At 72.9% G+C, this 25310-nt stretch carries 21 protein-coding genes; 9 read left to right on the plus strand and 12 right to left on the minus strand.

Translation table 11 applies throughout. The features are described from left to right. Positions 1-26: 26 nt before the first annotated feature. The 11 genes from ACIPN7_RS00875 to ACIPN7_RS00925 all read right to left on the minus strand — a co-directional run bounded on the left by ACIPN7_RS00875 (position 27) and on the right by ACIPN7_RS00925 (position 12753). Positions 27-4622 carry a LysM peptidoglycan-binding domain-containing protein gene (locus ACIPN7_RS00875; RefSeq protein ID WP_400537049.1) on the minus strand — a complete coding sequence of 1532 codons (4596 nt, stop codon included), beginning with the start codon at positions 4620-4622 and terminating at the stop codon, positions 27-29. Further along, entirely contained in the window at positions 4622-5032 is a 411-nt protein-coding gene (locus ACIPN7_RS00880; protein WP_400537051.1) for a pilus assembly protein TadG-related protein, read from the minus strand. Before ACIPN7_RS00880 ends, ACIPN7_RS00875 begins: the two co-directional genes overlap by 1 nt. Positions 5033-5100: 68 nt before the next feature. Further along, positions 5101-5538 carry a TadE/TadG family type IV pilus assembly protein gene (locus ACIPN7_RS00885; RefSeq protein ID WP_400537053.1) on the minus strand — a complete coding sequence of 146 codons (438 nt, stop codon included), beginning with the start codon at positions 5536-5538 and terminating at the stop codon, positions 5101-5103. After that, positions 5538-5915, minus strand: a complete 378-nt coding sequence (locus ACIPN7_RS00890; protein ID WP_377227347.1) for a TadE family protein — start codon at positions 5913-5915, stop codon at positions 5538-5540. Before ACIPN7_RS00890 ends, ACIPN7_RS00885 begins: the two co-directional genes overlap by 1 nt. An 11-nt stretch (positions 5916-5926) precedes the next feature. Next, the gene (locus ACIPN7_RS00895) at positions 5927-6214 is read right to left on the minus strand and encodes a hypothetical protein (protein ID WP_377227348.1); all 288 of its coding nucleotides are present in this window, start codon (positions 6212-6214) and stop codon (positions 5927-5929) included. A gap of 85 nt (positions 6215-6299) precedes the next feature. Next, positions 6300-7220 carry a hypothetical protein gene (locus tag ACIPN7_RS00900; RefSeq protein WP_400537057.1) on the minus strand — a complete coding sequence of 307 codons (921 nt, stop codon included), beginning with the start codon at positions 7218-7220 and terminating at the stop codon, positions 6300-6302. Between the two features lies 1 nt (position 7221). Beyond that, entirely contained in the window at positions 7222-8100 is an 879-nt protein-coding gene (locus tag ACIPN7_RS00905) for a type II secretion system F family protein (RefSeq protein ID WP_400537059.1), read from the minus strand. Then, a complete protein-coding gene (locus ACIPN7_RS00910) occupies positions 8097-9752 on the minus strand; it encodes an ATPase, T2SS/T4P/T4SS family (RefSeq protein ID WP_400537062.1) in 1656 nt (551 codons plus the stop codon). Before ACIPN7_RS00910 ends, ACIPN7_RS00905 begins: the two co-directional genes overlap by 4 nt. Then, entirely contained in the window at positions 9749-10666 is a 918-nt protein-coding gene (locus ACIPN7_RS00915) for a hypothetical protein (protein ID WP_400537064.1), read from the minus strand. The genes ACIPN7_RS00910 and ACIPN7_RS00915 overlap by 4 nt, the downstream gene beginning before the upstream one ends. Before the next feature lie 4 nt (positions 10667-10670). Continuing rightward, positions 10671-11369: an SAF domain-containing protein gene (locus tag ACIPN7_RS00920; RefSeq protein WP_400537067.1), complete on the minus strand. Its 699-nt coding sequence runs from the start codon at positions 11367-11369 to the stop codon at positions 10671-10673. A gap of 526 nt (positions 11370-11895) precedes the next feature. Further along, entirely contained in the window at positions 11896-12753 is an 858-nt protein-coding gene (locus ACIPN7_RS00925; protein ID WP_400537069.1) for a hypothetical protein, read from the minus strand. A 229-nt stretch (positions 12754-12982) separates the two neighbouring features. On the opposite strand from ACIPN7_RS00925, the gene ACIPN7_RS00930 reads away from it, so the two are divergent. From ACIPN7_RS00930 to ACIPN7_RS00970, 9 genes are all read left to right on the plus strand, one after another. Next, on the plus strand, positions 12983-13312 hold the full coding sequence (locus tag ACIPN7_RS00930; RefSeq protein ID WP_400537072.1) for a hypothetical protein: 330 nt from the start codon (positions 12983-12985) through the stop codon (positions 13310-13312). After that, entirely contained in the window at positions 13309-14457 is a 1149-nt protein-coding gene (locus tag ACIPN7_RS00935; RefSeq protein ID WP_400537074.1) for a hypothetical protein, read from the plus strand. Before ACIPN7_RS00930 ends, ACIPN7_RS00935 begins: the two co-directional genes overlap by 4 nt. A gap of 14 nt (positions 14458-14471) precedes the next feature. Continuing rightward, a complete protein-coding gene (locus ACIPN7_RS00940) occupies positions 14472-14756 on the plus strand; it encodes a hypothetical protein (RefSeq protein ID WP_285100538.1) in 285 nt (94 codons plus the stop codon). 115 nt (positions 14757-14871) lie between these two features. Further along, complete coding sequence (locus ACIPN7_RS00945; protein ID WP_400537077.1) at positions 14872-15654, plus strand: hypothetical protein; 783 nt, start codon at positions 14872-14874, stop codon at positions 15652-15654. A gap of 6 nt (positions 15655-15660) precedes the next feature. Further along, positions 15661-18192, plus strand: a complete 2532-nt coding sequence (locus ACIPN7_RS00950; protein ID WP_400537079.1) for an ATP-binding protein — start codon at positions 15661-15663, stop codon at positions 18190-18192. After that, complete coding sequence (locus ACIPN7_RS00955) at positions 18189-20189, plus strand: hypothetical protein (protein ID WP_400537081.1); 2001 nt, start codon at positions 18189-18191, stop codon at positions 20187-20189. The genes ACIPN7_RS00950 and ACIPN7_RS00955 overlap by 4 nt, the downstream gene beginning before the upstream one ends. After that, entirely contained in the window at positions 20189-20815 is a 627-nt protein-coding gene (locus ACIPN7_RS00960; protein ID WP_400537083.1) for a hypothetical protein, read from the plus strand. The genes ACIPN7_RS00955 and ACIPN7_RS00960 overlap by 1 nt, the downstream gene beginning before the upstream one ends. Continuing rightward, positions 20812-22104, plus strand: a complete 1293-nt coding sequence (locus ACIPN7_RS00965) for a M23 family metallopeptidase (protein WP_400537085.1) — start codon at positions 20812-20814, stop codon at positions 22102-22104. The genes ACIPN7_RS00960 and ACIPN7_RS00965 overlap by 4 nt, the downstream gene beginning before the upstream one ends. A 151-nt stretch (positions 22105-22255) precedes the next feature. After that, complete coding sequence (locus ACIPN7_RS00970; protein ID WP_400537087.1) at positions 22256-23782, plus strand: MDR family MFS transporter; 1527 nt, start codon at positions 22256-22258, stop codon at positions 23780-23782. Positions 23783-23924: 142 nt separating this feature from the next. On the opposite strand, the gene ACIPN7_RS00975 is transcribed toward ACIPN7_RS00970, so the two are convergent. Continuing rightward, on the minus strand, positions 23925-25265 hold the full coding sequence (locus tag ACIPN7_RS00975) for an SMI1/KNR4 family protein (protein ID WP_400537089.1): 1341 nt from the start codon (positions 25263-25265) through the stop codon (positions 23925-23927). Positions 25266-25310: the final 45 nt, after the last annotated feature.

The raw sequence follows: 25310 nt of genomic DNA on the forward strand, positions 1-25310 counted from the left end.
CGGCAACGCCCTCGGCGGGCCCGACCTCAGCCCCCGGTGCGCTCCCGCCGCCTCTCCTGCTCGTCCACCTGCGCCAGCAGCTCCTCGGTGTCCGGCTCGGGCTCCATGGCGAGCTGCTCCAGGTGGTCGCGCAGCCGGTCCACGAGCCGGCCCACCGCGTCCCGCCGGCCGGAGGCGATCTCCGCGCGGATCCCGTTGCGCCATGACCGCTCGTCCACCGGGTCGGCGAGCCGCCCCACCTGGGACGCGTGCCGCGCGGTCGCCACGTCACCCTCCAGGAGTGCGCGACGGGCCACCTCGTGGGACACGTCCACCACACCCGACGAGATCGTGTGCATCAGCTGCTCGGCCCACACGTACTTGCGCAGCGGCACACCCTCGAACGGCTTGCCCCGCACCATGTCCAGCGCGGCGAGCAGGTCCGACGTCGGCGTCTGCGTGAGGTCCGGGCCGACCAGGTCGCAGAACTTGTGCCAGTCCGTGGCGACCCCGCGCAGGCGGTAGCCGGCGGACTCGACGTCGGCCTGTCCGCCGTCGTCCGCGGACCAGTAACGCGGCAGGTACTCGAAGCCGCTCGGGTCGGTGCCCAGCCAGCGCCGCGCGCGCGAGACGGCGGAACGCCGGGTCGCCAGGTTGGGCTCGCGCGAGGGCCACAGCGCCTTCGAGATGTCCGAACCCCGCGAGCCCGGGTTGAACGCCAGGAACGCGATCAGCTCGGTCGCCTGCCGCTGGTGCGTGGAGGGCAGCTCCACACCCGTCGTCCCGGCGAGCTCGACGTTGCCCAGCACCCGCACGATCGGCGGCTCGACCACGACCGGCTCCGGAGCCGGTTCGGCCGGCCCCGACGCCTCGGCCGGCCCACCCGTCCCGACGACAGGCGTGCCCAGCGGCGGGGTCGCCACGCTGACCGCGGCGCGCGCCCACGGCGAGAAGCTCTCGGGCAGCCTGCCGTGGGTCGCCGGGGCCGCCGGGCCGGCAGCCGTCCCCGCCCCGTAGGCCGACGGCGCGAGCACTGTCGCCTCACCCACCGCCACGTCCGAATCCGCGACACCAGCGCGGACAGCTTCCACAGGGATCTCCTCGAGCGTTGGTTCGGTGCGGTCGATCGAACGGCTCCACTCGGGGCCGGGCGCGGTCTCGGGCTCGGCCAGGAGGGCCAAGGCCTGTGCGTAGGTCTCGGCGTCGAGCTGTTGCGGGCGCACCGCGATGTAGGCCGGCATGAGGATGCCGCGGGTGGTGTCGCCGTTGGTCAGGTCGCCGGTCAGGTCGAGCACCCAGTCCCCCACCTCCGCGCTGGACGTCACGGCCGCGATCCCGACGCTCGGCACGCGCTCGACGAGGCTCTCCAGCCTGGCGCGATCGGTCAGTCCGAGCCGCTCGCCGACGAGCAGGATCTCCGGCGTCCAGGCGTCGGTCGCCAGCCCACGGCCGCGCGCCTCGGCCACGGAGGTGGCTCCGACCTGCGCCAGCGTACGGTCGACGTCGGCGGCGCGCGCCTCGAGCTCGCGCACGATCTCCGCGAGGCCCGCGACGTGCCGCACCCGGCCCGTGTCGACCACGCCCGGCAGCTCGCCGAGCGTGCCGACGACGGTGACCTGCAGGTCGTCCGCCCACAGGCTCGTGGCCAGCTCGACCGCGAGCGCCGCGAGGGTGGCCTGCGCGGCGGCGTCCGTGCCGCGGATGTCGAGGCATGCGAGGTTCTCGAGGTCGAGCATGAGGTGCGCGTCCTCGTCGTCGTGGCCGACGGTGACGAGGGCCGGGTAGGGCGCCTCCCCGTCCTCGGTCTCGGTTGCTCCTGCAGAGCCGACCTGCGCGGCCACGTCGGCGTCGCCTGCCCCGAGCTGCCAGATGAACCGGTCGGTCGTGCTGGCCCAGGGTTCGGGCAGGTCGGAGGCGCGGTCGAGGTAGAGCTCGACGAACTCGCCGCTCTTCAGCCGCGCGATGCGCACCCCCGGCAGCGGCAGGCCACGCTCGCGGTGCCACAGCGCGAGGCTGCGCAGCGCGCGGTCCACCTGGTCGCGCCCGAAGGGGTCCTCGACGCCGTGCAGGTCGCGTTCCAGCGTCCCCGCCGGCGTCTCCGGCCCGGGTACGACGACGGTCTCGCCGGGTTCGCGGCCCTTGCGCACCCGGCGCCGCTTCACGGCGACCAGGGCGAGCAGCCCCGCGGCGAGCAGACCGCCGACGCCGGACGCGGTGCGCACACCCACCGACTCGTCGATCTCGTCCACGAGGTCGGAGGCGACGTCGGTCGCCGAGTCCAGGAGCGACGGGTCGCTGGCGGCGGCAGTGGCACCGGCCGCCGTCGTCCCGGCCGCCACGACGCCGGGCTGGGCGTCCGGGATGGCCGGCTCCGCGGGGCCGTCGGCTTCCACCGGTGCCGCCGCCTCCTCGGGCGGCGACGACTCGACGGCGACCTCGGGAACGGACTCTCCCGCGACGGGCTCGTCGCTCGTGAGGTCCCCGGGCAGCACGTCGTCCGCCCCCTGGGACGGGTCGATGCCCGCGCCTCCGACCGTGGTCGGCTCCACCTCGTCCTCCGGGACGAGCTGGGCGGGCTCCTCGATCACGCCCTCCAGCGCGTTGCCCGTCGCCGGCTCGTCGACGGACGCCGGGTCGCCGCCCCAGGTCGTGCCGCTCCCGGACGACGTCTCCTTTGCGGCCGGCTCGTCGGCGGCCGGCTCGTCGCCCTGGTCCTGTGGGAGGAGCTCGTCGGCGATCAGCCCGCTGCCGGGGATCGACTCGTCGAGCGAACGCCCCTCCGGCGCCGACTGGTCCGGCTCGAGGTTCGGATCGTTCTCGAGGTCCTCAGGCGTGACCTCGTCGTACTGGGGACCCTCGGTCTCCCGCGGTGCGGGCGGCGCCTGCGGGACGAGGTTCCCCTCGGCGGTCTGCTCGGGCTTCGGTTCGGGCTTGTCGCCGTCGGTGCCGCCGTCGTCCGTGCCCGCGTCGTCCTTGGCGTCCCGGCCGCCGATACCGGCCGTACCGGTCGCGACGTCGGCAGGGTCGGGCTGGTCGGCACCGTCGCGGCCCGCGTCGTCCCGCCGCTCGCCGGCTGCGCCGTCGGCCGGCGGCCTCGGGGCGGCGTTCTGCCCGGCACGGTTCGGCTCGTCGGCGGCCGGGGCCTCCCCGGTCGGCTGCTCGCCGGCGGGCCGCTCGTCGGACGGTGTCTGCTCGTCCTGCACGACGTCGTTCCCCGCGCCGCCCGGCTCCTCGATGTCCTCGGGCTCGACCTCGACCGTGCCCTCGGCGGACGGCGTGGCCGGCTCGGGGGCGGGCTCCTTCGCGTCGGCCCGCTGGCCGATCCTCGTGGCGCCCACCGCCCCCGACACGCCGCCGTCGGCCTGGGCCTCGTCGCCCGAACCCTCGGCCTCCGGTGCGGACCCGGCCTCGTCCGGCGTCGCAGCATCCGAGCCCGCGGCGTCCGAACCGGCATCCGACTCGGCCGGCTGCTCCGCACCCGCGTCCGCGGACTCCCCCTCGGACGCCGACTCGTCGGTGTCGTCCGGCGCCGGCTGCGCGGCGTCGTCGCCCCGCGTGCCCTCGGCGGCCTCGTCCGGCGCGGACTCCCCCGCGCCCGGAACGGTCACGGTCCAGCCCGGGTAGATGAGGTCGGGGTCGGTGAGCCGCTCCCCGCCCGGCTGGTCCGTGGCACGCGACGCCTCGAAGACCTCCGGGTACTTCGTGCCGTCGCCGAGCTCCTCCTCGGCGATCCCCCACAGGGTGTCGCCCGGCTCCACGACCACCTCGGCCGCGGCCTTCCCGGAGCTGGTCACGTCGACGGCGTCCCCGTCGTCCGCGCCAGACTTCGAGGGACCGATCCCGACGGGATCGTCGCCGTCCGCGTCGGTGAGGACGACGTCAGCAGCCCCGGCAGCCTCCGCGGGCAACCGCAGCACCCAGCCCGGCTCGATCCAGTTGCCGGCGTCGAGCGCGCTGCCGTCCGCCTGCGGCACGCCGTAGTTCAGGTCGGCGATCTGCTTGAACCGCGCGCCGTCGCCCAGGGTCTCCTCGGCGATCCGCCACAGCGAGTCGCCGGGCTGCACGGTGTAGGTGGGCGACGGTGCCTCGTCCGCGCCGGCCTTCTGCTCCGTCGCTCCCGTGGAGACGTCGGCCGGGACGACAGCCTCCGACGAGACCGGAGCCGTCACGACCGTCCCGGTCTCGGCGACCTCCACCGGCGTCGTCGCCGCCATGGCGGGCGACACGGACGGCGCCGCGACCAGCATCGTGATCACCGCACCCACGAGTACCGCCGCCGCGCGCTGCTGCCCGCCGAGCCCGCGCACGTGCGGCGACCGGCGTCCGCGCAGGGCCGCGACCACCTCGATCACCACCGCGATCGCGAAGGTCAGCCACGCGACCCAGCCGACGATCTTGATCAGCCCGATCAGCACCGAACCGGTCACGTCGGGGCTGCTCAGGATCGAGATGATCTGGCCCACGCTGACGGGTCCGGTCCAGACCGGCCCGCCGAGCACCCACAGGCCCACCGGGATCCCGACGACGAGCGCGCACAGGAGCAGCGCCGCACCGAGCCCTCTCAGCACGCGTGCGCCGGTACCCCGCCGCGGTCCGCCGGGCTCACCGGTCACCGCACGACCCTGGACTGTCGAGGTGCTCATCAGGATTCCTCCTGTCCTATGCCGCGGACCGCCCGCGCCTCGGCATCGGCCGTGACACGGAGCGAGCTGATTCCGATCAACGTCAGGAACGTCGTCTTGTAGGTGACCTGAGTGCCCACGGTGACGGTGGCGCCGTTCACGGCGGTCACCCCGCCCTGCACTCCCAGCGCGCCGAGCGTGTCGGCGGCAGCCTGTGTCGCGCGCGCGGGATCCACCTCCGGGGGCAGTCCCATCTGCGCGCGATCGATCCGGATCTGCTGTGCGGCGGCCCGAGCCGCCTGGTCAGCCGCGTACTCGGCCTCGTCCTCGGCGTGCAGTCGCCCGCCGCCGTCGACCACGAGACCGATCGCGATGATGAGTGCAGGCACCATGCCGGCCGCGAGGATGTTGATCTCGCCCCGCTCCCGCACCCTCCGCGCTCCCGCCGGCGTCGCCGCCGTCCGCCCACGCCGTACCCACATGCGCCCAGCCCCCCTGGTCATGACCGCCCCCGATAGGCGTCGAGCACCGATGTCCCGGTCGCACTGATCGTCCGCGAACCGGGCGCGCCCGGCAGCCCGAGGTCGCGGAGCGGCACCACGCACTCCACCCGCACGGTGATGGTCCCGACCGTCCCCAGCGGCAGGTCGAACGCGTCCGTGGTCGGCCGGACCGACGTCGACGAGCACCGCACCCCGGAGTTCACCAGGGTCGACGTCGCCGTCGACGTCGCCTGCACCCCGGCCACGGCCGCCGTCCGGCTGATCGACGCCGCCCGCGCGGCCTCGTTCGCGGCCGACTGCACCACGCCCTCGGCCAGCACGATCCGGCCCGCCATGATGAGCAGCAGCCCGATCAGCAGCAGCACGGGAAAGATCACGGCGGTGTTGATCGCCACATTGCCCCGGTCGTCGGAGCCCTCGCCGGCACCGCCCATCAGCCGTTCACCGCCGACGTGAACCTCTCCACGGGACCCGTCGCCGACTGCTCCACCCGCAGCCCGCGGAAACCCGGCACGATCGACGGCGCCAGCCCGGTCACCGTCGCGGTCGCCATCTCCTCGCCGCGCGTCACCGAGACCCGGACCGAGGCGAACGCGTCGCCCCCGCGGGCGAGCCGCGAGGCGGCCTCCGCGTACCCCGAGTCGACGCTGCCGCCCTCCACGCGCGCGGCCTGCACGGCCCCGTTGGCCACGGACTGCGCCGTGTTCTGCGCGTGGAAGTAGAGCACCCCCTGGACCATCCCGAAGATGAGCATCAGCACGATCGGGTAGGTCAGGACGGTCTGCAGGGAGGCGGCACCGCGCTCGTTCATCCGCTACATCCCTAGAGCTGAGACATGTACTCGTCGACCAGACCCTTGATCGCCGCACCCAGCGCGATGGCGATGCCGAGACCCACGACGGACAGCACGACCACCTCGATGGACTCCAGTCCGGCGTCGTCGGGCTCGCCCGCGCGACCGGCGGACAGCCGACGGCGGAGCTCGGCCGAGCGCTCGGCGAAGCGGGCGTTGAGGGCGTCGACGCGACCGCGCGCAGCGGCCGCGCGCAGCGACGCCCGCGCGGCGACTCGCGACGCCGCCGTCCGGCCCTGGCTCAGGTGCTGGTTCATGGTGACTCCTGGGGTGATGTCGACTTCAACAAATGGGTAAGAAGCGGCTCGTGTGACACCGCGACGCCGCCGGGGGCGAGCCGGCTCAGGGTGCAGTCTGAAACATAGTGACCCCGATTGGAAAGATGAGCATCAAAAAGTACACAAATACGGTAAGTGTCCCAGGGACGGTCATCCGGACCGTCGCGTCGTGCGCGAGCTGCTGCTCGACGTCGAGCTGCGCGTCCCGCATCGCGGCCGCCTTGGACTGCAGCTGGTCGTGGATCGCCGAGCCCTGCGTACCCGCGAGCTCCACGATCGAGGCGACCTCGCCCAGAGCGTCGACCTCGACCTCCTCGCCCAGCTCGCGCAGCGCCACCCACGGCGCCTGACCCTCCCAGCGGCTCCGTTCGAGCGCCGCGGAGATCCGCCGGAACGGCCACGACTCCGCGACCTGCGCCGCGGCGAACGTCGCCTGGGTGGCGCCGGCCCCGGAGACGCGCTCGATCGCGAGCAGCTCGAGGTACGTCGAGACGGCCCGCGCGAACTCCTGCCGGGCCCGCCTGGCCTTCGACCTCGCGTCGAGGTCGGGCAGGAACCAGGCGCCGAGCGCGAGCACGAGTGCCGCACCGAACGGCACCGAGACCGGCATGCCGAGGTTGAGCAGCCCGACGCAGAGCCCCAGGAAGGGGACCGCCACCAGCACGATCACCGTGCCGAGCGCCTTCTCGCCGTAGTGGTCGGTGGCGGTCTTGCCGATCAGGTCCAGGTCGGCCCGGGTCGGGCCGCCGCGCCCCAGCAGGGAGAGTGGGAGCCGGCGCTGCGCCCACGCCCCGAAGACCTGTGTGTACCGCTGGGTCGCGGTGAGCTCGGTGCCGTCGGACACCGTGATGGGCTCGACCTTGTCGTCGCCGCTCATCCGGTCAAGCGCGGACTGGAGCCGCGGGGTCGACGGGAGGAGCTCCCGCACCACGAGGAACAGGCCGAGTCCCGCGACCAGGCCGCTGCCGATTGCCCAGGGCCACATGTCAGACCTCCCGCTCGTGCGGCAGGAACCGCGGGATCGGCTGGCCGAGGCTGATCTTGCGCATCCACAGCAGGCAGACCACGTAGGCGCAGAACAACACCACGGCCACGACCTGACCCAGCGGCGAGTCGTACCCGCTCAGGTACCCGGACATCGCCGTGGCCCCCAGCACCACGAGGGTCACGATGGTCACCCAGCGCACCGTCGCCCGGCCGGTCGCGCGCTCGGTCTCGATCTCGCGCCGCGCCTTGGCCTGCGCCGACAGGGACTCGGCAAGCTGCCGGAGTGCGGGCGCCACGGCGCCGGTCCGGTTGTCCGACTCCAGGATCATGGCCGACGCGATCATGTCGGCCGAGTAGTCGTCCATCTCCTCCGCCCACCGGTACAGGGCGGGCTTGATGGGCTGGCGCGCCTCCAGGCGCGCCACGAGCCGTGCGAGGGACGGCCGTACGGACGGCGCGGCGCTGTGCAGCGTCGCGGCGATCCCCTGCTCCAGCCCGACGGCGCCGCCCGACAGCACGCCGATCAGCGACCGCACCCAGGCCGTCAGGTCGGTCAGCTTCTCCACCTCGTTGGACTGGGTGGTGGTACGGAACAGCGACGGCAGGCCCACGATCAGCACCGGCACGATGAGCACGAGCGACCACCAGCCGGTGACGATCCCGACCACCAGGCCCACGGCCGCGCCGATACCCAGGATCTTGCGCTGTGGGTAGAGCGGTCCGCCCTTGGTCAGGCCCAGCAGGCGGAGCAGCCCGTGGAACGGTGGGGTGGTGCGCTTCGGCTTCGGCGTCGGCTCGTACCGCTGCGCGCCGACGACGACGAACCACACCCCCAGGCCCAGGCCCAGGCCGGTCAGCACCGCGATGAGGGTGGTCATGACGCCTCCCAGAGCCCGTCGCGATAGTTGAGGAGGCTCGCGTCGAAGCCCTCGGCCTCCAGGTCCGCGAGGAACGACGGCGTCACCTTGGGCACCGCGCGACCGCCCGGCCCCGGTTCGAACACGTCGGTGATCGCCACCGGGTTGCCGGCCTCGCCGCGCGTCACCTCGATCACCTCGGAGACGTAGCGGACGCGCCGCCCGTCGCCCTCGGAGTCGACCCGCAGGAAGACGATGAGGTCGATCGACTGCGCGACCTGCCGGTACGCGTACGTCTCCGACAGCGTCGAGTCCTGCACGGCCATACCGACCAGGCGCTCGACGACGTCGCGGGCGCCGTCGGCGTGCACCGTGGACAGCGAGCCGTTACCCATCTGCATGGCCTGGAACATGGACACGATCTCGGGCCCGCGCACCTCGCCGACGATGACGCGGGAGATGTTGTGCCGCAGCGACTCGTACACGTTGACGTTCGTGTTGATCTCGCCGACGCGGCGCCCCGACGTATTCATCTCGCCGGAGCCCTCGCGCGTGCGCAGCGCGACCACGCGCTTGTGCTTGTCGGGCTCAAGATGGAGGTAGAGCTCGTAGTCGGTCTCGATCGTCGCGATGGACTCCCACGGGTCCAGCCCGGCGCAGAGCGCGCGCAGCAGCGTCGTCTTGCCGCTGCCCTGGCCCTGGCCGGACACCACGATCGACTTGCGCGCGCGCACCGCCGCCGTGAGGAACTCGACCAGCACGGCGTCGATGGTGTGGTTCTCGCGCAGCAGGTCGAGGTCGACCGACTGCAGTCGCTGCAGGCGGATGGTGACGCGCGGCCACGGGACCACCCAGCCGACGGCGGCCAGCCGCACACGCCCGGGCAGGTCCAGGTTGAGGAACGGGTTGGCCCGGGTGAACGACCGCTCGTTCGCCGGGTCGCGCGCCGCGAGGAACTGCAGGAAGTCGATGAGCTCCGCGTCGGAGTCCGCGATGGGCTCCGCGTACATGCGGCGCCCGTCGCCCATCAGCAGGAGCACGGGTGCGGTACCCGTGATCTCGATGTTCTCCACGTCGGGCGTGTCGATGAGCGGCTGCAGCCGGCCCAGGCGGAACAGCGCGTCGAACAGCGCACGCGTCACCTCGACCTGGTACTCGGTGGTCCAATTGCGCTGACCGCCCGACAGCAGGGCGTCGTTGTGGTCGCGCACGACCTGCTGGATCAGCTCCTGGCCCAGGGCCTCACGCTGCTCCTCGTCCAGCTCACGCGTCGAGAGCGCCGTCGTCAGCCGCGAGGACACCTCGCCGCGCAGGCTGTTGACCTGGCGCCAGAACTCGGAGTCGCGCAGCCGTGGGTTGCCGGGCTGGCCGTGGTACTCCCGCTCGGCCCGGGCCAGCGCCCCGACCCAGGGCGAGGCCCCGCCGCCCGACGACGGCGGCGTACCCCCCGCGGGTCGTGCCGGGCCCGCGCCCCCGGGGTCGACGGCGCGGGGCCCGCCGTTGCCCGGTTCCGCGGCCGGAGGGGTCCAGGTGTTCTGCACGGCGGCAGGGCGTCGGCCCGGCATGGTCTCCGCATCGGTGGCAGGGGCACGACGCGGGAGGGCCGGGGCCCGGTCGTCCGCGTCGTGGAAGATCGGCAGGGAGGAGAGGTCGGGGAACTCGGGTGTGCTCACGCGTCACCCCTTCCGTCGCCCTGCCACGGTCCGGCACCCTGCACGCTCCACGACGCGGAGCGTGCGCTCGTACCGGACTGCTCGGGCGGACGCCGCGGGCCGGTTCCCCGGCCGGCCTCGCGCGGCCCGGTGGAGAACCGGGCGCGCCGCTTCTCCGTGCGGTCCTGGAGGCGGGCGATCACCGGGGCGGCGGAGCGGACGAGCGGGGACGTCGAGTAGCGCCGTCCGGCGGGCGAGCCCACCGACAGCACCTCGGCGTTCACCGGGTCCCAGGCGAGCGAGCCGACGGTGCCCAGGCCGAGCGTCCGCGCGATCTCGTTGGCGTCGTAGGGCCGGCCGGGCCCGATGGTGAGGGCCGTGAGGTTGGTCAGGTCGCGTGCCGCGGCGTCGACGACGGACGTGCGGGACTTGACGAGCTCGCGCGTCACCGCGATGTCGGGCAGGCGGGACCCGGTGGTGATCAGCACCTGGTCCGCGAGGCGGACGATCGGCTCGCGGTCCTCGCGCACGGCACCGCCGGTGCCGAGCCGGCCGAGGTCGACCAGCACGTCGATGCCCCCGCGCTCCAGCGCGACGAGCTGGTTGGCCAGCGGCCCCCAGAGGTTCGCGACGGCGGGTGCGGTGTGCGGGCTGACGATGCCGGGGAGCACCTTCTTGTCCGGATCGTTTCGAACGAGGGGAATCGTCTGCTCCCAGAAGGCTGCCTCGAGGTCGCCGTGGGAGTGCGCGATCGCGAGCGGCTGCAGGCCGCGGTCGTGCGGGAGCTGGCCGCGGAAGTACCCGGCCAGGATCGACGACCCGGCGAGGTCGGCCTCCACGAGCAGCACGGGGCGGGGCCACTGGAGCGCCAGCACGAGGGCCGCCGTCGTCGTACCCGGCGAACCCTTCGCGTTGGCCAGGGCGATGAGAGCCACCGGATCACCCGGCCCCGACGGCGTCGATGACGATGGCGACGCGGCCGGTCGCCGCGCGCGCAGCGAGCGCTGCGGCGTTGGACGAGGCAACCTGCACGTCGACGACGGTCTGGTCGCCGAGGGCGACATCGGTGCTGACTCGGACCACCGTGGCGGCGATGGCGAACGGCGCCTCCACGGGCGGCTCGCCGCCGGTCGCCGGCGTCTCGACCACGCGGACGGCGTCGCCGGCCTGCACTGGTGTCGTGGGCATCTGGTTGGGAGCGAGTGCGACACCCACGATCGACTGTCCGGACGGGGGCGAGAGCTCCGGGACGACACCCTTGCGCGTCAGTAGCTGCCCCTCCTTGAGGTCGGCAGCCGCGACCTGGCCCTCGATCTGGTCGAGCTGATCCGCCGGGATCGCCTGGAGCAAGGTCGGCCCGGTGGGCAGGTCCACCGGCGCGAGGTCGCTCGCCGTGATCTCGGTGCCGCGCGGGATGTCCTTGTTGACGGCCAGGACCGGGTACGTCTCGCCGAGCGAGCTCGTCAGGTAGACGCTCGCGAGCACGCTCAGCGCCACGAGCGCGAGGCCCAGGGCGATGAGGGCGGGCCTGCGGCGGGCGCGCGTCGGTTTGAGCGGCCCGGGGGGTGCGGGTCGCTGGGGTCTCGTCGCGGACCGGACGTGCTGTTCCTGGTTCGCGACCTTCGTGCCACTGCTCACCGTGCCGTCTCCTCCGAGCCCATCGACAGAGTCCGCCAGGGGTCTTCCCGGAGCGGAACCCGTCGAGGATCCCATGCCTGCGCCTGTCTCCACCGTGCTCCCGCCCGTGCTGTCGAGGGCTACCTGCGGTGTCACATGCGTGTCACCGCAGGTAATCCTCATCCAGACGGGCGAACCCGGCAGGTTGAACGCTAATCAGCGTCCAGGATGCCCGCTAGGTCAAGGAGACTTCAAAAGTGTGGAGATGGCTTGAATATTGAGTGACCCTCAGACAATCGTTCCCTGGCACGTCAGAACCACAGATGTGGCATTGACTCTGCAGGTCAGCCATGAGATGGCGGGTCTTCCACCCGGCGTCGGCCGTGGAGGAATCGTCGAGGCGGCCTTGACGATGCCGTGCCGACGAGCACCCTCGACCGGCCTCAGCTCGGCCCCGGACAGAACGAGAGGGCCCCGCTGGCGGTGGGACCCTCTCGCGATGAGGCGAACTTCGGACGACTTCAGGGCATCACGCACCCCCCAGTGCTCAGCCCGTCGGCCGTCGTCGTCCCTCACCATCCCGTTCGCCCGGTTGTCCCCCAGACAGACCACCGGACTGAACGGCTTCCGCCAGCCGTCGCACTGCGCGACTCGCCCGCTGGCGCAAGGCTGCGTGCGAGATGCCCAGCTCGTGGGCCACCCGCCGCTGATAGTTCCCGCGACCCGAGCCGAGCTCGGCGTACTCCGGGAGATCGGGGTCCGGCGCGTAGAGCCGCGCCAGAAGTGCTGACTCGTCGCGTGTCAGGACGTCCTTGTCCAGCCCCCACGCGATGACATCCAGGACCTCGCCCGTCGGGCCGAGGGACAGGCTCGCGAGCGAGTAGACCGCATCGGGGCCCGGCTCGGGCACGATCGGCCGCTCGAGGACGGTCAGCATGTCCGTGTCGGTGGGGATCTCCGCCACCTGGGGGCCGCGGCTCGCCCGGCCACCCCGGGCGTGCGGGGCCCGGTCGCCGACGACGCGCGTCAGGGTGTGCCCCTGCAGACGCATCGCGACCCGGCTGCTGCGCTCGAGGTCGTAGTGGGTGATCGCGTCCCACATCGCGGCGGCGGCCTCCTGCTCGAGGTCCTGCACGTCCGGGTAGTGCCGGCGCGACCGCCGCACGATGGTGCGGACCGCGGGCAGCATGCACTGCAGCACCGCGCGCCCGGCGGCGAAGCTGCCGCTCGCGTGCTCGACGATGAGCGCGTACAGCACCTCGTCCGCCTCGTCGGGCGCGAGCCGCACGGGCTCGCCTCGGCGCAGCCCTGCGAGCCGGGGGAACCGTGCGACGAAGCGGTCGATCTCGGTGGCGAACGACCGCGTACGGACCAGGTCTGCCCAGTCGTGGTCAAGCTCTCGCATCAGTGTTCCTGATGCCGACGCCGGTGTGCGTGCAGGCATGGCGGTTCCCCCCTCCGTCTGCCCCGAGTCCATCGGGAGGGTGTTGCCCGCCACTGTTGCCCGCTCGCTCCAGACCCATGTGACCTGCGTCACACTCGGGCAAAACCCCTGCTCGACCGATGTCACACGAACACATCACCAGCCATTTGTGCTGAGCAGACGCAACTGACGGATCAACGGGAGAGGCGAGATGAGCAAGGACGAGCTCGACCAGGCGCCCGGCGCCGGACTCGGCAGCACCGACCTCGGCAGTACGGACCTGCAGGCCGCGGACCCCGGTCCGACGGCCTTCGACCACACGTGGTCCCTGCTCCGGGACACCGCCGAGGTGCATGCCGCACGCGGTGAGGTGGCGCCTGTGGTGCGCGACCTCATCGCATCGCTCGCCGAGGACCCCCTCGGTGAGAACGACACGACGATCCGCCTGACCGAGGCGCTCGACAACCCTCGCGTGCGCAGCGCGCGCGAGGCCCGCGCGCGCATCCGGGCGGACCTGCAGAACGAGGTGCACACCCGATGAGCTCGCTCCTCGTGCGCCGTCGGGGCAAGAAGGCCGCCAAGCCGGCCGAGCTGCCCGGCTCCGCCGACGGCGCCACCGGCACCGCCTCCCCCTGGGCGAACGGTCCCGACCGGCCCGCGACGCCCGCGTCGTCGGGCGGCGGAGGTGCGGACGACGACCCGCCGCCCGCCGTCGTGGAGTGGTCCAACGGCCCCGCCCTGGCCACCAAGGCCTGGGGGGCGCTGCTCGCGCTGGCGCTGCTCGCCGGCCCCGCGGCCCTGGTGTGGACCGTACTGCGGCCCGCGCCTGCCCCCGTCACCGCGGCCGCCGGCACGGCGAGCACCGCGGAGTCCGCCGCGGCGACCGAGCGCGCGGTCGAGCTCGTGGAGACGTGGCTGCGGGCCGACAGCAACGACCAGCAGCTCATCGCCTCCCTGACGAACGCCCCGGTCGGCACTCTCCCCCAGGAGGGCCTGACCATCCGCGACTCGTCGGTGGCACAGGTCGAGGAGGCGGAGAACGACGTCTGGTCCGTGACGGTCGGCGTCGACGTCGCCGAGCCGGCCCCGGGTTCGACGCCCCCGCCCGCGGACGGACAGGCGAAGGAGGGCGAGCAGGCCGAGGTCCCGCTCGTGTGGGTGCGCCGCTACTTCCAGGTGCCGGTGCTCGTGCAGCGCACGGACACCAGGTACTCCGGCCCGGACCTCGCGGTCACGGCCCTCGCGCTGCCGTCGCCCGTGCCCGGTCCCGCGGCCGCCGCCGACCCGCCGGACCTCGGCTACTCCGAGACCATCTCCCCGACGTCGCCGGCGGGCCAGTCCGTGGCCGGGTTCCTCGCGGCCATGGTCGCGGGCGACGGCGAGATCACGCGCTACCTGCGCCCCGGCACCTCCGTCTCGGCCGTGACCCCGGCCCCGTACACGGCCGTGGCCGTGACGGGCATCAAGGGCTCGCACGAGGTCACGGAGGACCCGGCCGACGGCGACGGCACGCACGCCCTGACCACCGTCGAGCTCACGCGGCTCGACGGCAACAAGACGACCGCCCAGTACGTCCTCACGCTCGTCGCGCGGGACGGCCGCTGGGAGGTTGCCGGCGTTGAGCCGGCTGTCCGTATCGACACGACGCCAACCGGCACGACCGACCCCGGCACCGCCGGGGAGTAACGAAGGAGAGAACCATGATCAGCGAGATCGTTATGGCCGACGGCTTCCTCGACCTCATCACCGTGAAGTCCGAGGAGGTCAAGAGCGCGATCGAGTCCGTGACCTTCGTGGTCGTCATCCTCATGGTCGTCATCACCGCGGTGAAGACCAAGATGTCGATCGCGGCCATCCTGATGTCCGCGATCGTGGGCGGGATCGTCCTGTGGCTCGTGAACGGTGGCATCAACGTCACCTCCGAGCTCGCCCGGGACGAGTTCGACTCCGCTCCGGCGATCGTGAACACGCAGACCGTCCTCTGACGGTCGCGGGAGCAGAGCAGCAGGTCAGGAACATGGGCATGGCGCTGGGGGCAAGGCACAGGGTTGGTCGGACGGGCGCGTTCGTGCGCCCGGCGTGTGGTGAGGAGGGTGTCCGGTGACCGAGACCGCGAAGTTCTACACGAAGGCCCGACGCATCCCCATGCTCGTGGGGAAGCTGCCCAGCGGCGGGCGCATCTGGGGTGGTCCGTACACCATCACCCAGGTGGGAGCGGGCGCAGTTGTGGCGTTCGCCCTGTGGAAGACCGCCCCCTTGTGGGCTCAGCTCGGCGGTTTCATGAACATCGTGGTCGCCGTCGGGGTGGTCGTCGGGGTGGTCTGGGCCACCGGCAAGCTGCCGAGCTCCGGTCGTAACCCGGTCGCGTTCGTCATGGACGCGATGAACCTGACGTCGAGCCCGGGCCGGCTCGTGGGCGGCCAGGTGTCCCTGCCCAAGCCACGCCTGCTGACGCACCGCGTCATGGTCGTGGTGCCGGGCGCCGCGGTCCGGAGGGAGCAGCTCGCCGAGCCGACGCCGCGCCCCGTCGTACCCGCAGTGCCGGCCGGGGCGACGCGACCCGTCGTCGTGCAGCCGGTGCCGACCGAGCTGCTGCCGGAGCTGACCAGCCGCGGTCCCGCGGACGCCACGTCGGAGGGCCGCCGGCTCGACCCGGGCCCCGGGCCGCAGACCGGCCACCAACCAGGACGGCAACCCGACCCGCAACCCGCCGCACAACCCGCTTCACCACCCGGCAGACGCTCGCCGGCGGACTGGGCGGCAGCAGCCGCGACGGCCGCGGCGGACCGCCGGAACGCCGACCTCACCGGCGTCGGCCAGCTGCTGGCCGGGAAGCCGAAGAACACCGACCGCCCCGCACCGACCACCCCGCGAGAGGACTGAGCCCCCATGCTGAGCCACATCTCCGCCCTGACGGACGGCCTCATGTGGACCCGCACCGGGACCGTGTGGGCGGTCTGGCGCGTGTCACCTGTTCCCTACGCCTTCCAGCCGGACGACAAGAAGCACGCCGCGCGGCGGCACCACACCGCGCTGTACCGCGCACTGCGCGGCGAGTCCCTGCACCTCGGCCTGACGGCGGCCACCGACCCGGCGTCGGTGGTGCTCTCGATGATCGAGGGCGTCGACCTGTCCGAGCGCGAGGCCTGGGCCGCCGAGTGCGAGGCCACCCTCGACTTCCTGGAGCAGATCCCGATCGGGCGCCGCGTCCACTGGATCGCCGCACCGCTCGCGAACCCGGGCGCCAAGGCCTTCATGGAGCCGCTGCACGCGAGCTGGACCACGCTCCAGGACACGCTGATGATGCCAAGGTCCGTCCCGGGCCGGCACGCGATCGGTGAGCGGGCCGCCCAGGCGGAGGCGCTGCGCAAGGAGATGCCCTCGGCGTTCGACCCCCAGCCGGCGTCGGTGGCCGAGATGGCGTGGATGTTCGGCCACGCGATGCAGCGCGGCCTCGGGCTCGACACGGCGGTCCCGGTCGACGGGTCGCTGGACGCCGAGATGCACCTGTCCGGTCCCTCGGTCCTGCCGTCCGCGCTCGTGGACCCGGCCGGGCAGACGGACTCGGAGAAGAAGCTGGGGCCGCTGCAGATCCTGAAGCGGCCGTACGTGAAGGTGCTCGACCCGACCAACCCCGAGCTCGCGTCGTACCAGACGACGCTCGTGGTGAGCGACACGCCGTCCGGCGGGATCGTCTACCCGGGGTGCGAGTGGATCGGGCGCGTCGACGAGTCGGGTGTGCCCTGCGACTGGGCCATCCGCATGACGGTGCGCTCGCGTGACGAGGTCACCAACCGCAACCGGCGCGCGGTGCGGACCCTCAACGACCAGTTCGACCAGCGCTCCGAGGAGGAGCGGGCCGGGTCGTCACTGGACACGACGGCGCGCGCGCTGGGCGAGTACCAGGCGGTCATGGACGCCGACGAGCTCGAGGTCGAGGTCGACGCCACCACGATGTTCACGGTCTCGGGCCACACCCCGGAGCAGGCCCTGGACGACGCGCGCGACCTGACCAAGTACTTCGCCGCCATGCAGTTCTCGCTGCGGACGGACCCCACGATCCAGCCGACCCTCTTCGAGGCCACCCTGCCGGGCATGCCCACGCCGCGCGCGGTGCGGGAGTACTCGCAGATCACGACGGCGCGGGCCTTCTCCGCCGCCGTGCCCTTCGCGACCACCGAGCTCGGCGACACCTCCGGCGCGCTGTTCGCCCTGGAGATCTCCAACGGCGCGGCCCGGCCCAACCCGGTGTTCGTGAACCTGGCCGGCGCCACGGACAAGCTGGACGTCGCGCTCGCGATGGGCTTCGTGGGCGAGCTGGGCTCCGGCAAGTCGGTGAGCATGAAGACCGTCGCCATGGACAACGTGGACATGGGCGCCACGCTCATGGCGGTGGACCACACCGAGATGGGCGAGTGGGGCATCGCCGTCTCGGAGATCCCCGGCTCGCAGGTCGTGGAGATCTCCGAGGACGCGACGGTGTCGATGGACCCGCTGCGGATCCTGCCGCCCGCGCAGGCACCGCGGGTCGCGCGCGCCTTCCTCACGGTGCTGCTGTCGGTGCAGACCAAGTCCGAGCAGAACGTGCTGCTGTCCAAGGTGCTGCAGACCGAGTACATGTGGCGGCACAAGATCACGTCGCTCGGCTCGCTCGCCCGGCACCTCGAGGAGGACTGCGAGTACCCGGGCGCCCGGATGCTGGCCGACGAGATGCGCATCTTCTCCGAGCTCGACTTCGGGCGCGCCCTCTTCGACGACACGTTGCCGCCGCTCGACCTGAGCTCGCCGGCGATCGTGCTGCACACGCACAAGATGCAGCTGCCCTCGCGCGCCGACATGGAGCACGGGCACCTGTTCGCCGAGCTCAAGGCGGAGAAGGTGTTCGGCCGCGCCACGTTCGCGCTCATCGCGGCCCTCGCCCGCTACCGCTGCTTCGCGGACCGCTCACGGCTCGACATCTTCGCCGCCGACGAGGCGTCCAAGACCATGTCGTCCCCCGAGGCGGCCGAGGAGATCGGCACGTTCATCCGCGACGGCCGCAAGCACAAGGCCGCGCTGCTGCTCGGCAGCCACGACGCCGAGGAGGACTTCGGCAACGAGGTGGTGCGCGGTCTGATCCCGTTCCGCGTGCTGCTGCGCCACCGTGACTCCAACCTCGCCCGCAGAGGCCTGCGCTGGCTGCACGGCCTGCCGACCGACGCCCCCGTGGACGAGGGCCTGGTCAAGCTGGTCACCGAGGGCACCGCCCCGGTGACGGACGCCGCCGTCGGCGTGGTCGAGGAGCGCCGCGGCGAGTGCCTCATCCGCGACTTCCAGGCCCGGTACGGCCGGGCGAAGGTCATGGCGCCGCTCGTGGAGAAGCGCGCCCAGACGGTCAAGACGACGCCGACGAGCTCGACCGGTGCGGTGATCGGGGCATGATCGGGCTGGCGCCCCTCCCGTTCGCCGACCCGCAGGGTGGGCTGAACCTGGAGGACACGCAGGGCGTGGCCGTCGACCGGTTCATGCTCCAGTGGGACACGGGCTCGCCGTGGAACCCGCTCAACGTCGACTCCGAGATCTTCTCCACCCTCGCCGGCATGTTCTGGGTCTGGTACCGCGACATGGTCGCGGTACAGATCTGGGTGCTCGACTGGGTGCTCGGCATGGACTGGCTCGGCTACATCCTGGCGCCGCTGGCCGGGCTGAGCATCATCGTGCAGGGCATGGTCGCGCAGATCGGCCTGCTCAACCTGATGCTCATCATCCTGGCGTTCGTCGTGGGGTTCTGGCTGCTCAAGGGCCGGTACGCGGGCGGTTTCATGGAGCTGCTCATCGGCTGCGTCATCGCCGCCCTGGCCACCGGGTTCCTCGCCAACCCCATGGCGACCATCGGCGGTGAGCAGGGCGTCATCATGCAGTCGCGCAACGCCGGCATGGACATCGCCACGGGCTTCGCCACCGAGGGTGCGTCGTTCGAGCGGGATTCCACAGTGATCCGCGACGGTCTCAAGGGTCAGCTCGTGGACACGCTGCTGCGCGCACCGCACCAGATCATCAACTACGGCTCGGTCATCGACGGCACGGGCTGCGAGGACACCTACACCGAGAACGTGGGCCGGGAGAACGCCGTCGACGAGATCGGCGGGTGCGACGCGGCCTACAAGGAGGCGGCGTCCACCGTCGACGCCGGCACAGTCGTCTCGACACTCAGCCTGCTCACCACCGGGTTCGTGTTCCTGCTGCTGTCCGTGGTGATCGTGGGCGGCACCATCTTCGCGGTGCTGCTGCTGGGCTGGTCGGCCATCAAGCTGCTCTGGCAGCTACCGGTCGGCGTGATCTCCAGCGGCACGCGGGCCCAGCTGTTCCGCACGTTCGCGAGCGTGGCCTTCGGTGCCGTCCTCGTCGCGATGGCCACGATGTTCCTGGTCGCGTGGATGAAGATGCTGCTCGGCTTCTACGACGCGACGAGCGGGCTGCCGTTCCTCGTGCGCCTGTACCTCTTCAACACCCTGGTCGTCGCGGGCGCCGTGTTCTACGTGCTCATGGGCGCGAGCGTGCGGCAGGGCCTGCGGGCGCTGGCCGACAAGCTCGCGGCGGCCGGCGTGCCGTCCCAGATCGGCGAGCCGGCCGCGATGCCGTGGGACGGCACAGCGAAGTGGCGCGACCGGTACAACAAGGCCAAGTCCTGGGCGGGTGTCGGGCTCGGCCCGGCCCCCGTGCAGCCGAACGGCAACGCGGTCGAGGTCGACGGCGACGACACCCCGGCCGCGGGTCCGTCCGCCATGGACGGCACCCCCGGCGGCGGCACGGTCGGCGGTGCCGCCGCCGGAGCCGCCGCGGGAGCGGTCGCGGGGCGCGCGACCGGCGACGACAACCGCACCGTCCCCATCCCGGTCGACGGTTCCGGCTACGACGGCGGACCGGACGGCGGGCCGGGGAACGGGACCGGCGGCGGCAACGCCTGGAGCACCGCCGCCAGGACCGTCCAGGACGGTTCGCCCGACGGCGGACGTGTGGGCGGCGGCGACCAGGTCCCCGACGCGGCGAACGCCGGCGAGAAGGCGGGGAACGAGCCGTCCCCCCACCTGCCGCCGACGGCCGGCGAGCGGCTCAGCGACCGGCTGGGCAGCGCGGGCCGCGCGGGAACCTCCGTCGCGCTGCAGGCGGGCGCCATGGTCGCGAGCGGCGGCACGTCCGCCGCTGCGGCCGGGGCATCCAAGGCGCTCACGGTGGTCCGCAAGGCGGGACAGGCCAGGCAGGTGCTGGGCGCGGTACGCGGCCTCGGGCGGCGGGGCGAGCGGTCGCAGAGCGCAGCGCGGCTCGCCCAGTCCCTCAACGCCGCACGCCAGGGCGGTGCGGCGCCGGGCGCCGGACCGCAGCCCTCCGCCATCGTGCACAACCCGGGACGGCGTCAGATGCGAGGGCTGGGCCGCTGATGAAACGCACGGTGATCGTGGTGCTCACGGTGGTCGCCCTCGCGATCGGGACCTGGATCGGCTGGCCCCGCGAGGGCGGTCCCGCAGCCGACCCGACGGCGGAGGTGAACCCGGGCGCCGCCGCTCCCGGGAGCCAGGACGACTTCGACAACCCCGTGGGCACGTCCGACGACGCCGATGACGCGGTCGCCACCGACGAGGTCGACGGCGACCCGGGGGCCGGGGATCCCGCGGTCGAGGTGACGGCCGAGCCGGAGTTCGACGAGACCGCGCCCACCGAGCCCGTCGAGGCGACGTGGGACGAGACCGTCCGGCAGGCCGCGCGGGACGCCGCCGTCGCGACCGTCAGCGCGTTCGCCGCCACCGACCAGGCCGAGGACGCGTGGTGGGACGGCCTGAAGCCGCTCCTCACGCCACAGGCGCAGCCCGTCTACCAGGACGTCGACCCGCGCCTCGTGCCGGTCACCGACGTGACCGGTGACCCGGAGGTCACCGACGAGACGTCCACGCTGCTCGCGGAGGTCGCGGTGCCCACCGACGTCGGCCCGTACACGGTGCTCCTGACCCGGGCCGACGGTGCGGCGCCCTGGCTGGCCGAGCAGATCAGGCCGCCGGAGGGGTCGTGAGCGGGCGGGACACCGTCGGGCTCGCGACGCGGGTCGTCTCGCAGGCGGCCCGGTCCTCGCGGTCCGGCAGAGGCAGGAAGAAGGACGACGGGACCCGGCGCGCGGTGCTCGTGCTGGCCGTTCTTGTCGCGGCCGTCCTGGCGGTGCCCGCGGCGGTGGTCGCGATGGTCGTGCTGGTGGGCGGCGCCGTGAGCGAGAACCAGTCGCAGAACGGCTGCAGCATGTCGGCGTCGGTGGTGCCCGCGGGCGGCCAGCTTCCGGCGGCCGGCGGCTTCACGGGTGAGCAGCTGCAGAACGCCGCGGTGATCCTGCAGGTGGGCCAGGAGCGCGGGGTCCCGGCCCGCGCCCAGGCCGTCGCGGTGATGACGGCGCTCGGCGAGTCCGGCATGCGCAACCTCGACTACGGCGACGACCGCTTCGGCGTGCGCAACCCGGACGGCTCGCTGACCTCCTCGATCGGGATGTTCCAGGAGCAGAAGTGGTACGGCACGGTCGAGGAGCGACTCGACCCCGTGCAGTCGTCCGGCCGGTTCTACGACCGGCTGCTCGCCGTCACCGGCTGGGAGACCCTGGAGCCGACGATCGCCGCCCACAAGGCGCAGCGCAACGCCGACCCGTACCACTACCAGAAGTACTGGGACCAGGCGCTCCAGGTGATCCAGCTGGTCAGCGGCGCCGACGAGGCGGACCTCGACGCGCTGTCGCAGTCCATCCAGGGCTCCGCGGCCGCCGCGCCCTGCATGTCCGGCTCCATCGGGCAGGCCGCCGTCAGCGCCGGCGGCTGGGCCAACCCGGCGGTCGGGTCCAAGGCCTCCGGGTTCGGGCCCCGCAGCACCGGCATCGCCGGGGCGTCGACCTACCACCTCGGCCAGGACATCGCGGCGTCCTGCGGCACCCAGGTGTACGCGGCCGCGGCCGGGCGCGTGGTGATCTCCGGCGCGACCGGCTGGGGCACCGGCAACACGATCCGCATCGAGCACGGCATGGGCCTCGACTCGACGTACGGCCACCTGCTCACCGGCACCAACCTGGTGCGCGTGGGCCAGACGGTGCAGGCAGGACAGCAGATCGCGTCGATGGGCGGCGACTCGCGCATCGACCCGGCGGGTGCCGGCACGTCGTCGGGCTGCCACCTGCACTACGAGGTGCGGATGAACGGCCAGGCCGTGGACCCGGAACCCTTCATGGCGGGCCAGGGCGTGACCCTCGGCGTCGCGACGCCGGTCACCGAGCCCGTCTCCCCGGACGGGTCGGACCGGTCGGACGGCACGGACGCCTCGGCGAACTGACCGATGATTTCTGCTGACCGCAGACGTCGACAAAAACAGGTCGCGATCATCATCGGGAATACCGCACGATGATCCGGCGTCGTTAGACGTAGGTCGTGTGCAATGTCGCTCTCGATCTCGGCCCGCGTTCCGTACCGAGAGGGCATACCCCATGACGACCGAAATCCTTGACACCGCTGATCCGCTGGACGACCGTCCGGCCACCCGACCGCCGTCGGGCAGCGTCGACGCACCCGCACCGGCGCGCGCCGACAAGCTCGCCCCGGGCCATTTCCGTGCCATCGCGCTGCTGATGGCGAGCGCCTTCACCGTGATCCTCAACGAGACCACCATGTCGGTGGCGCTCCCTCCGATCATGGACGAGCTGGGCGTGACCCCGACGGTCGGCCAGTGGCTCACCACGGCCTTCCTGCTGACGATGGCGGTCGTCATCCCGGCGACCGGGTTCCTCATCAACCGGCTCGGCACGCGCGGCGCGTACCTGCTGGCGATGTCCCTGTTCACCGCCGGTACCGCCCTGGCGATGATCGCGCCCGGCTTCGGGGTCCTGGTGACGGGACGTGTGGTGCAGGCGACTGGCACGGCCATCATGATGCCGCTGCTCATGACGACGATCATGACCATCGTGCCCCCGCACATGCGCGGCCGGGTCATGGGCAACGTCGGTCTGGTCATCGCCGCGGCGCCGGCGCTCGGTCCCACGCTGTCCGGCGCGATCCTGGAGCCGCTCGGCTGGCGCGGCGTGTTCGGCGTGGTCCTGCCGATCTCGGTGCTGGCGCTGGTCGCCGGCCTGCTCTGGATCCGCGACGTCAACGACAAGGAGCACCACACGCTCGACCCGCTGTCCCTCCTGCTCACGCTCGTCGCGTTCGGCGGTCTGGTGTGGGGCCTGTCCGGCCTGGGTGAGGGCGCGCACGCGAGCGGCGGCACGCTGAACCCGTGGATCCCGCTGGGCACGGGTCTGGTGTTCCTCGGTCTGTTCGTGTGGCGGCAGATCGTGCGGCAGCGCACCGACTCCGCGCTGCTGGACCTGCGGACGTTCCTCGAGCCCAACTTCCGGGTGGCGATCGGCATCATGGCGGTCGCGATGCTCGCGATGCTCGGCACCCTGATCGTCCTGCCGCTGGTGCTGCAGGAGGCGATGGGCCTGACGCCGCTCCAGTCCGGGCTGATCGTGCTCCCCGGCGCGCTCGCGATGGGTCTCCTGGGCCCGGTCGTGGGCCGGTGGTACGACCGCGTGGGTCCGCGTCCGATCCTCGTGCCCGGCACGGTGCTCGTGACCCTCGGCATCGGCATGCTCGCGTTCCTGCACCCCGGCATCTCGCCGTTCTACGTGCTCGGCGCGCACATCCTGCTGAGCCTGGGCCTGGCCGCGGTGTTCACGCCGCTGTTCAGCGCGGCGCTCGGGGTGCTCAAGCCGCACCAGTACTCACACGGCTCGGCCACGATCAACACGGTGCAGCAGGTCGCGGGTGCCGCGGGCATCGCGCTGTTCATCGCGATCATGACGCTCCGCTCCGACACGCTGACCGCCGCCGGGGAGTCCGCCGCCGACGCGCTCACGTCCGGTGCGAGCCTGGCGTTCGGGATCGGCGCCGGCGTGATGGCGCTGACCATCGCTCTGGCCGCGATGATCAAGCGGCCCGAGACCGACGGCGAGGTCCACGGCGGGCACTGACGCCTGAGCGACCGGTCGCCGCGCGCGCCTGACGAGGGCGGGAACCCATCCGGGTTCCCGCCCTCGTCGCGTCGCGCGCCCAAGCCGACGCGCTCTCCCGGCACCCTCGGACCGGGTATGCCTTCCGACGGAGCGGAACCCGTCAGCGATCGAGGAGACGCCCGAGCAGACCCGTGCGCCGCGGACGATCCGTATTCTCCGGGGACCTCGTGGACTCCGGACGGCCGGTCCCCTCCGGGCGCGTCAACCGGGTGACCTCGATCAACGCCTGGCTGTGCAGCTCCAGCAGCCGGTTCGCCACCGCGATCGCCTCGGGCAGGGCCGGCGGGTTCGCCCGGTCGGGCACGAACCCGGCGGCATCGAGGCCGGTCGGCACGGTTCCGGCGTCGAGCCGCTCGGCCCATGCGGCCGGGTCGAGATTCAGGAACTCGGTGTCCGACGACGAGCGCGGGCCGGCCCCGTCGCCGTCCGCCGCCTGGCCGGAGCCCGCTCGACCGGAGCCGTCCGGAACGGCGTCGTCGGTCCCGGACACCTGCCCCACGAGCAGCGCGGCCAGGCTCTCCGCCCGGTAGGCCGCCCCGGCGTGCTGCTCGTGGTCGAGCAGCACGATCTGGCCCAGGTGCCCCCGCGCCGCGGGCGCGAGGTCGGCGGCGTAGACGTTCCCGGCGCCGTCGGTCCCCACGGGGAACCAGAGCGGTGACCCGATCGCGGCCTGCACCCGGCCGGCCGGGTCGTTGGGGGCGAACGTGTCGGCGTCCGCGCTCCAGGTGTCGAAGCGGGCCGCGGGCAGGAACGCCTCGCGGAGAAAGCTCCCGCGCAGCGGCACGATCTCGAAGCCGGCGAACCGGCCCTCCTCCTCCGCGAGCTTCAGGTTGCCCGAGGCCGCCGCCGCGTAGAGCGCCCGCACCTCGTCGGGCAGCCGTGCGCCGGCGGGAAGCGCGGCCTCCGCCTCGTCGATCTCCGCGGGTGGCGCCCCGACCGCGTCGGGCATCCGTTCCGCGACCAGTCGGGCCACGGCGTCGGGATCGGCCGACGCCGCCTGTGCGCCGCCCGACGGTGGCGTGATCGTCGCCCGGTACTGCGCCGGGAGCGCACCGGGCTCCAGCACCACCTCGAGCACCGGCGTGGCCGGCCCCGACACGACAGCGGGCGGGAGCGCGACGAGCTCGACCGCGTCGTCGCCGGGTCGGGCGCCGGCGACGACCCGGACGACCTGCTCGGTGTCGGGCAGGAGGCCGGCGATCGCGCGCAGCGCGTCGTCGAGCTCGGCGCGTGGCCCGGGACCGCCCGTCCTTGCGGCCTCCCGCGCGAGCTCGCGGTGGTGAGCGCGGCGGGCGGCGGTGTCGCCGTCGTCCGCGTAGGTGCCGTCCCACGCGCCGCGGCCGACCGTGCCGGCGAACTCGCTGACGCCCGTCCCGGGCGGTGCAGACCTGCGCAACGCGTCGACGAACGGTTCCCAGGTCTGCCACTCGGTGAGGCTCACGGTCCACATGATGCCTGCTCCTGCTGGGCGTGTCGGCTCGAGTTT

This window comes from Promicromonospora sp. NPDC090134 (assembly GCF_044746965.1).
GTDB lineage: Bacteria > Actinomycetota > Actinomycetes > Actinomycetales > Cellulomonadaceae > Promicromonospora.

Excerpts from the sequence above, each read along its gene's own strand:
- ACIPN7_RS00875 (WP_400537049.1), bottom strand. The coding sequence starts at position 4,622 with ATGAGCACCTCGACAGTCCAGGGTCGTGCGGTGACCGGTGAGCCCGGC.
- ACIPN7_RS00885 (WP_400537053.1), bottom strand. The coding sequence starts at position 5,538 with ATGGGCGGTGCCGGCGAGGGCTCCGACGACCGGGGCAATGTGGCGATC.
- ACIPN7_RS00890 (WP_377227347.1), bottom strand. The coding sequence starts at position 5,915 with ATGAACGAGCGCGGTGCCGCCTCCCTGCAGACCGTCCTGACCTACCCG.
- ACIPN7_RS00895 (WP_377227348.1), bottom strand. The coding sequence starts at position 6,214 with ATGAACCAGCACCTGAGCCAGGGCCGGACGGCGGCGTCGCGAGTCGCC.
- ACIPN7_RS00900 (WP_400537057.1), bottom strand. The coding sequence starts at position 7,220 with ATGTGGCCCTGGGCAATCGGCAGCGGCCTGGTCGCGGGACTCGGCCTG.
- ACIPN7_RS00905 (WP_400537059.1), bottom strand. The coding sequence starts at position 8,100 with ATGACCACCCTCATCGCGGTGCTGACCGGCCTGGGCCTGGGCCTGGGG.
- ACIPN7_RS00925 (WP_400537069.1), bottom strand. The coding sequence starts at position 12,753 with ATGCGAGAGCTTGACCACGACTGGGCAGACCTGGTCCGTACGCGGTCG.
- ACIPN7_RS00930 (WP_400537072.1), top strand. The coding sequence starts at position 12,983 with ATGAGCAAGGACGAGCTCGACCAGGCGCCCGGCGCCGGACTCGGCAGC.
- ACIPN7_RS00935 (WP_400537074.1), top strand. The coding sequence starts at position 13,309 with ATGAGCTCGCTCCTCGTGCGCCGTCGGGGCAAGAAGGCCGCCAAGCCG.
- ACIPN7_RS00940 (WP_285100538.1), top strand. The coding sequence starts at position 14,472 with ATGATCAGCGAGATCGTTATGGCCGACGGCTTCCTCGACCTCATCACC.
- ACIPN7_RS00950 (WP_400537079.1), top strand. The coding sequence starts at position 15,661 with ATGCTGAGCCACATCTCCGCCCTGACGGACGGCCTCATGTGGACCCGC.
- ACIPN7_RS00955 (WP_400537081.1), top strand. The coding sequence starts at position 18,189 with ATGATCGGGCTGGCGCCCCTCCCGTTCGCCGACCCGCAGGGTGGGCTG.
- ACIPN7_RS00960 (WP_400537083.1), top strand. The coding sequence starts at position 20,189 with ATGAAACGCACGGTGATCGTGGTGCTCACGGTGGTCGCCCTCGCGATC.
- ACIPN7_RS00970 (WP_400537087.1), top strand. The coding sequence starts at position 22,256 with ATGACGACCGAAATCCTTGACACCGCTGATCCGCTGGACGACCGTCCG.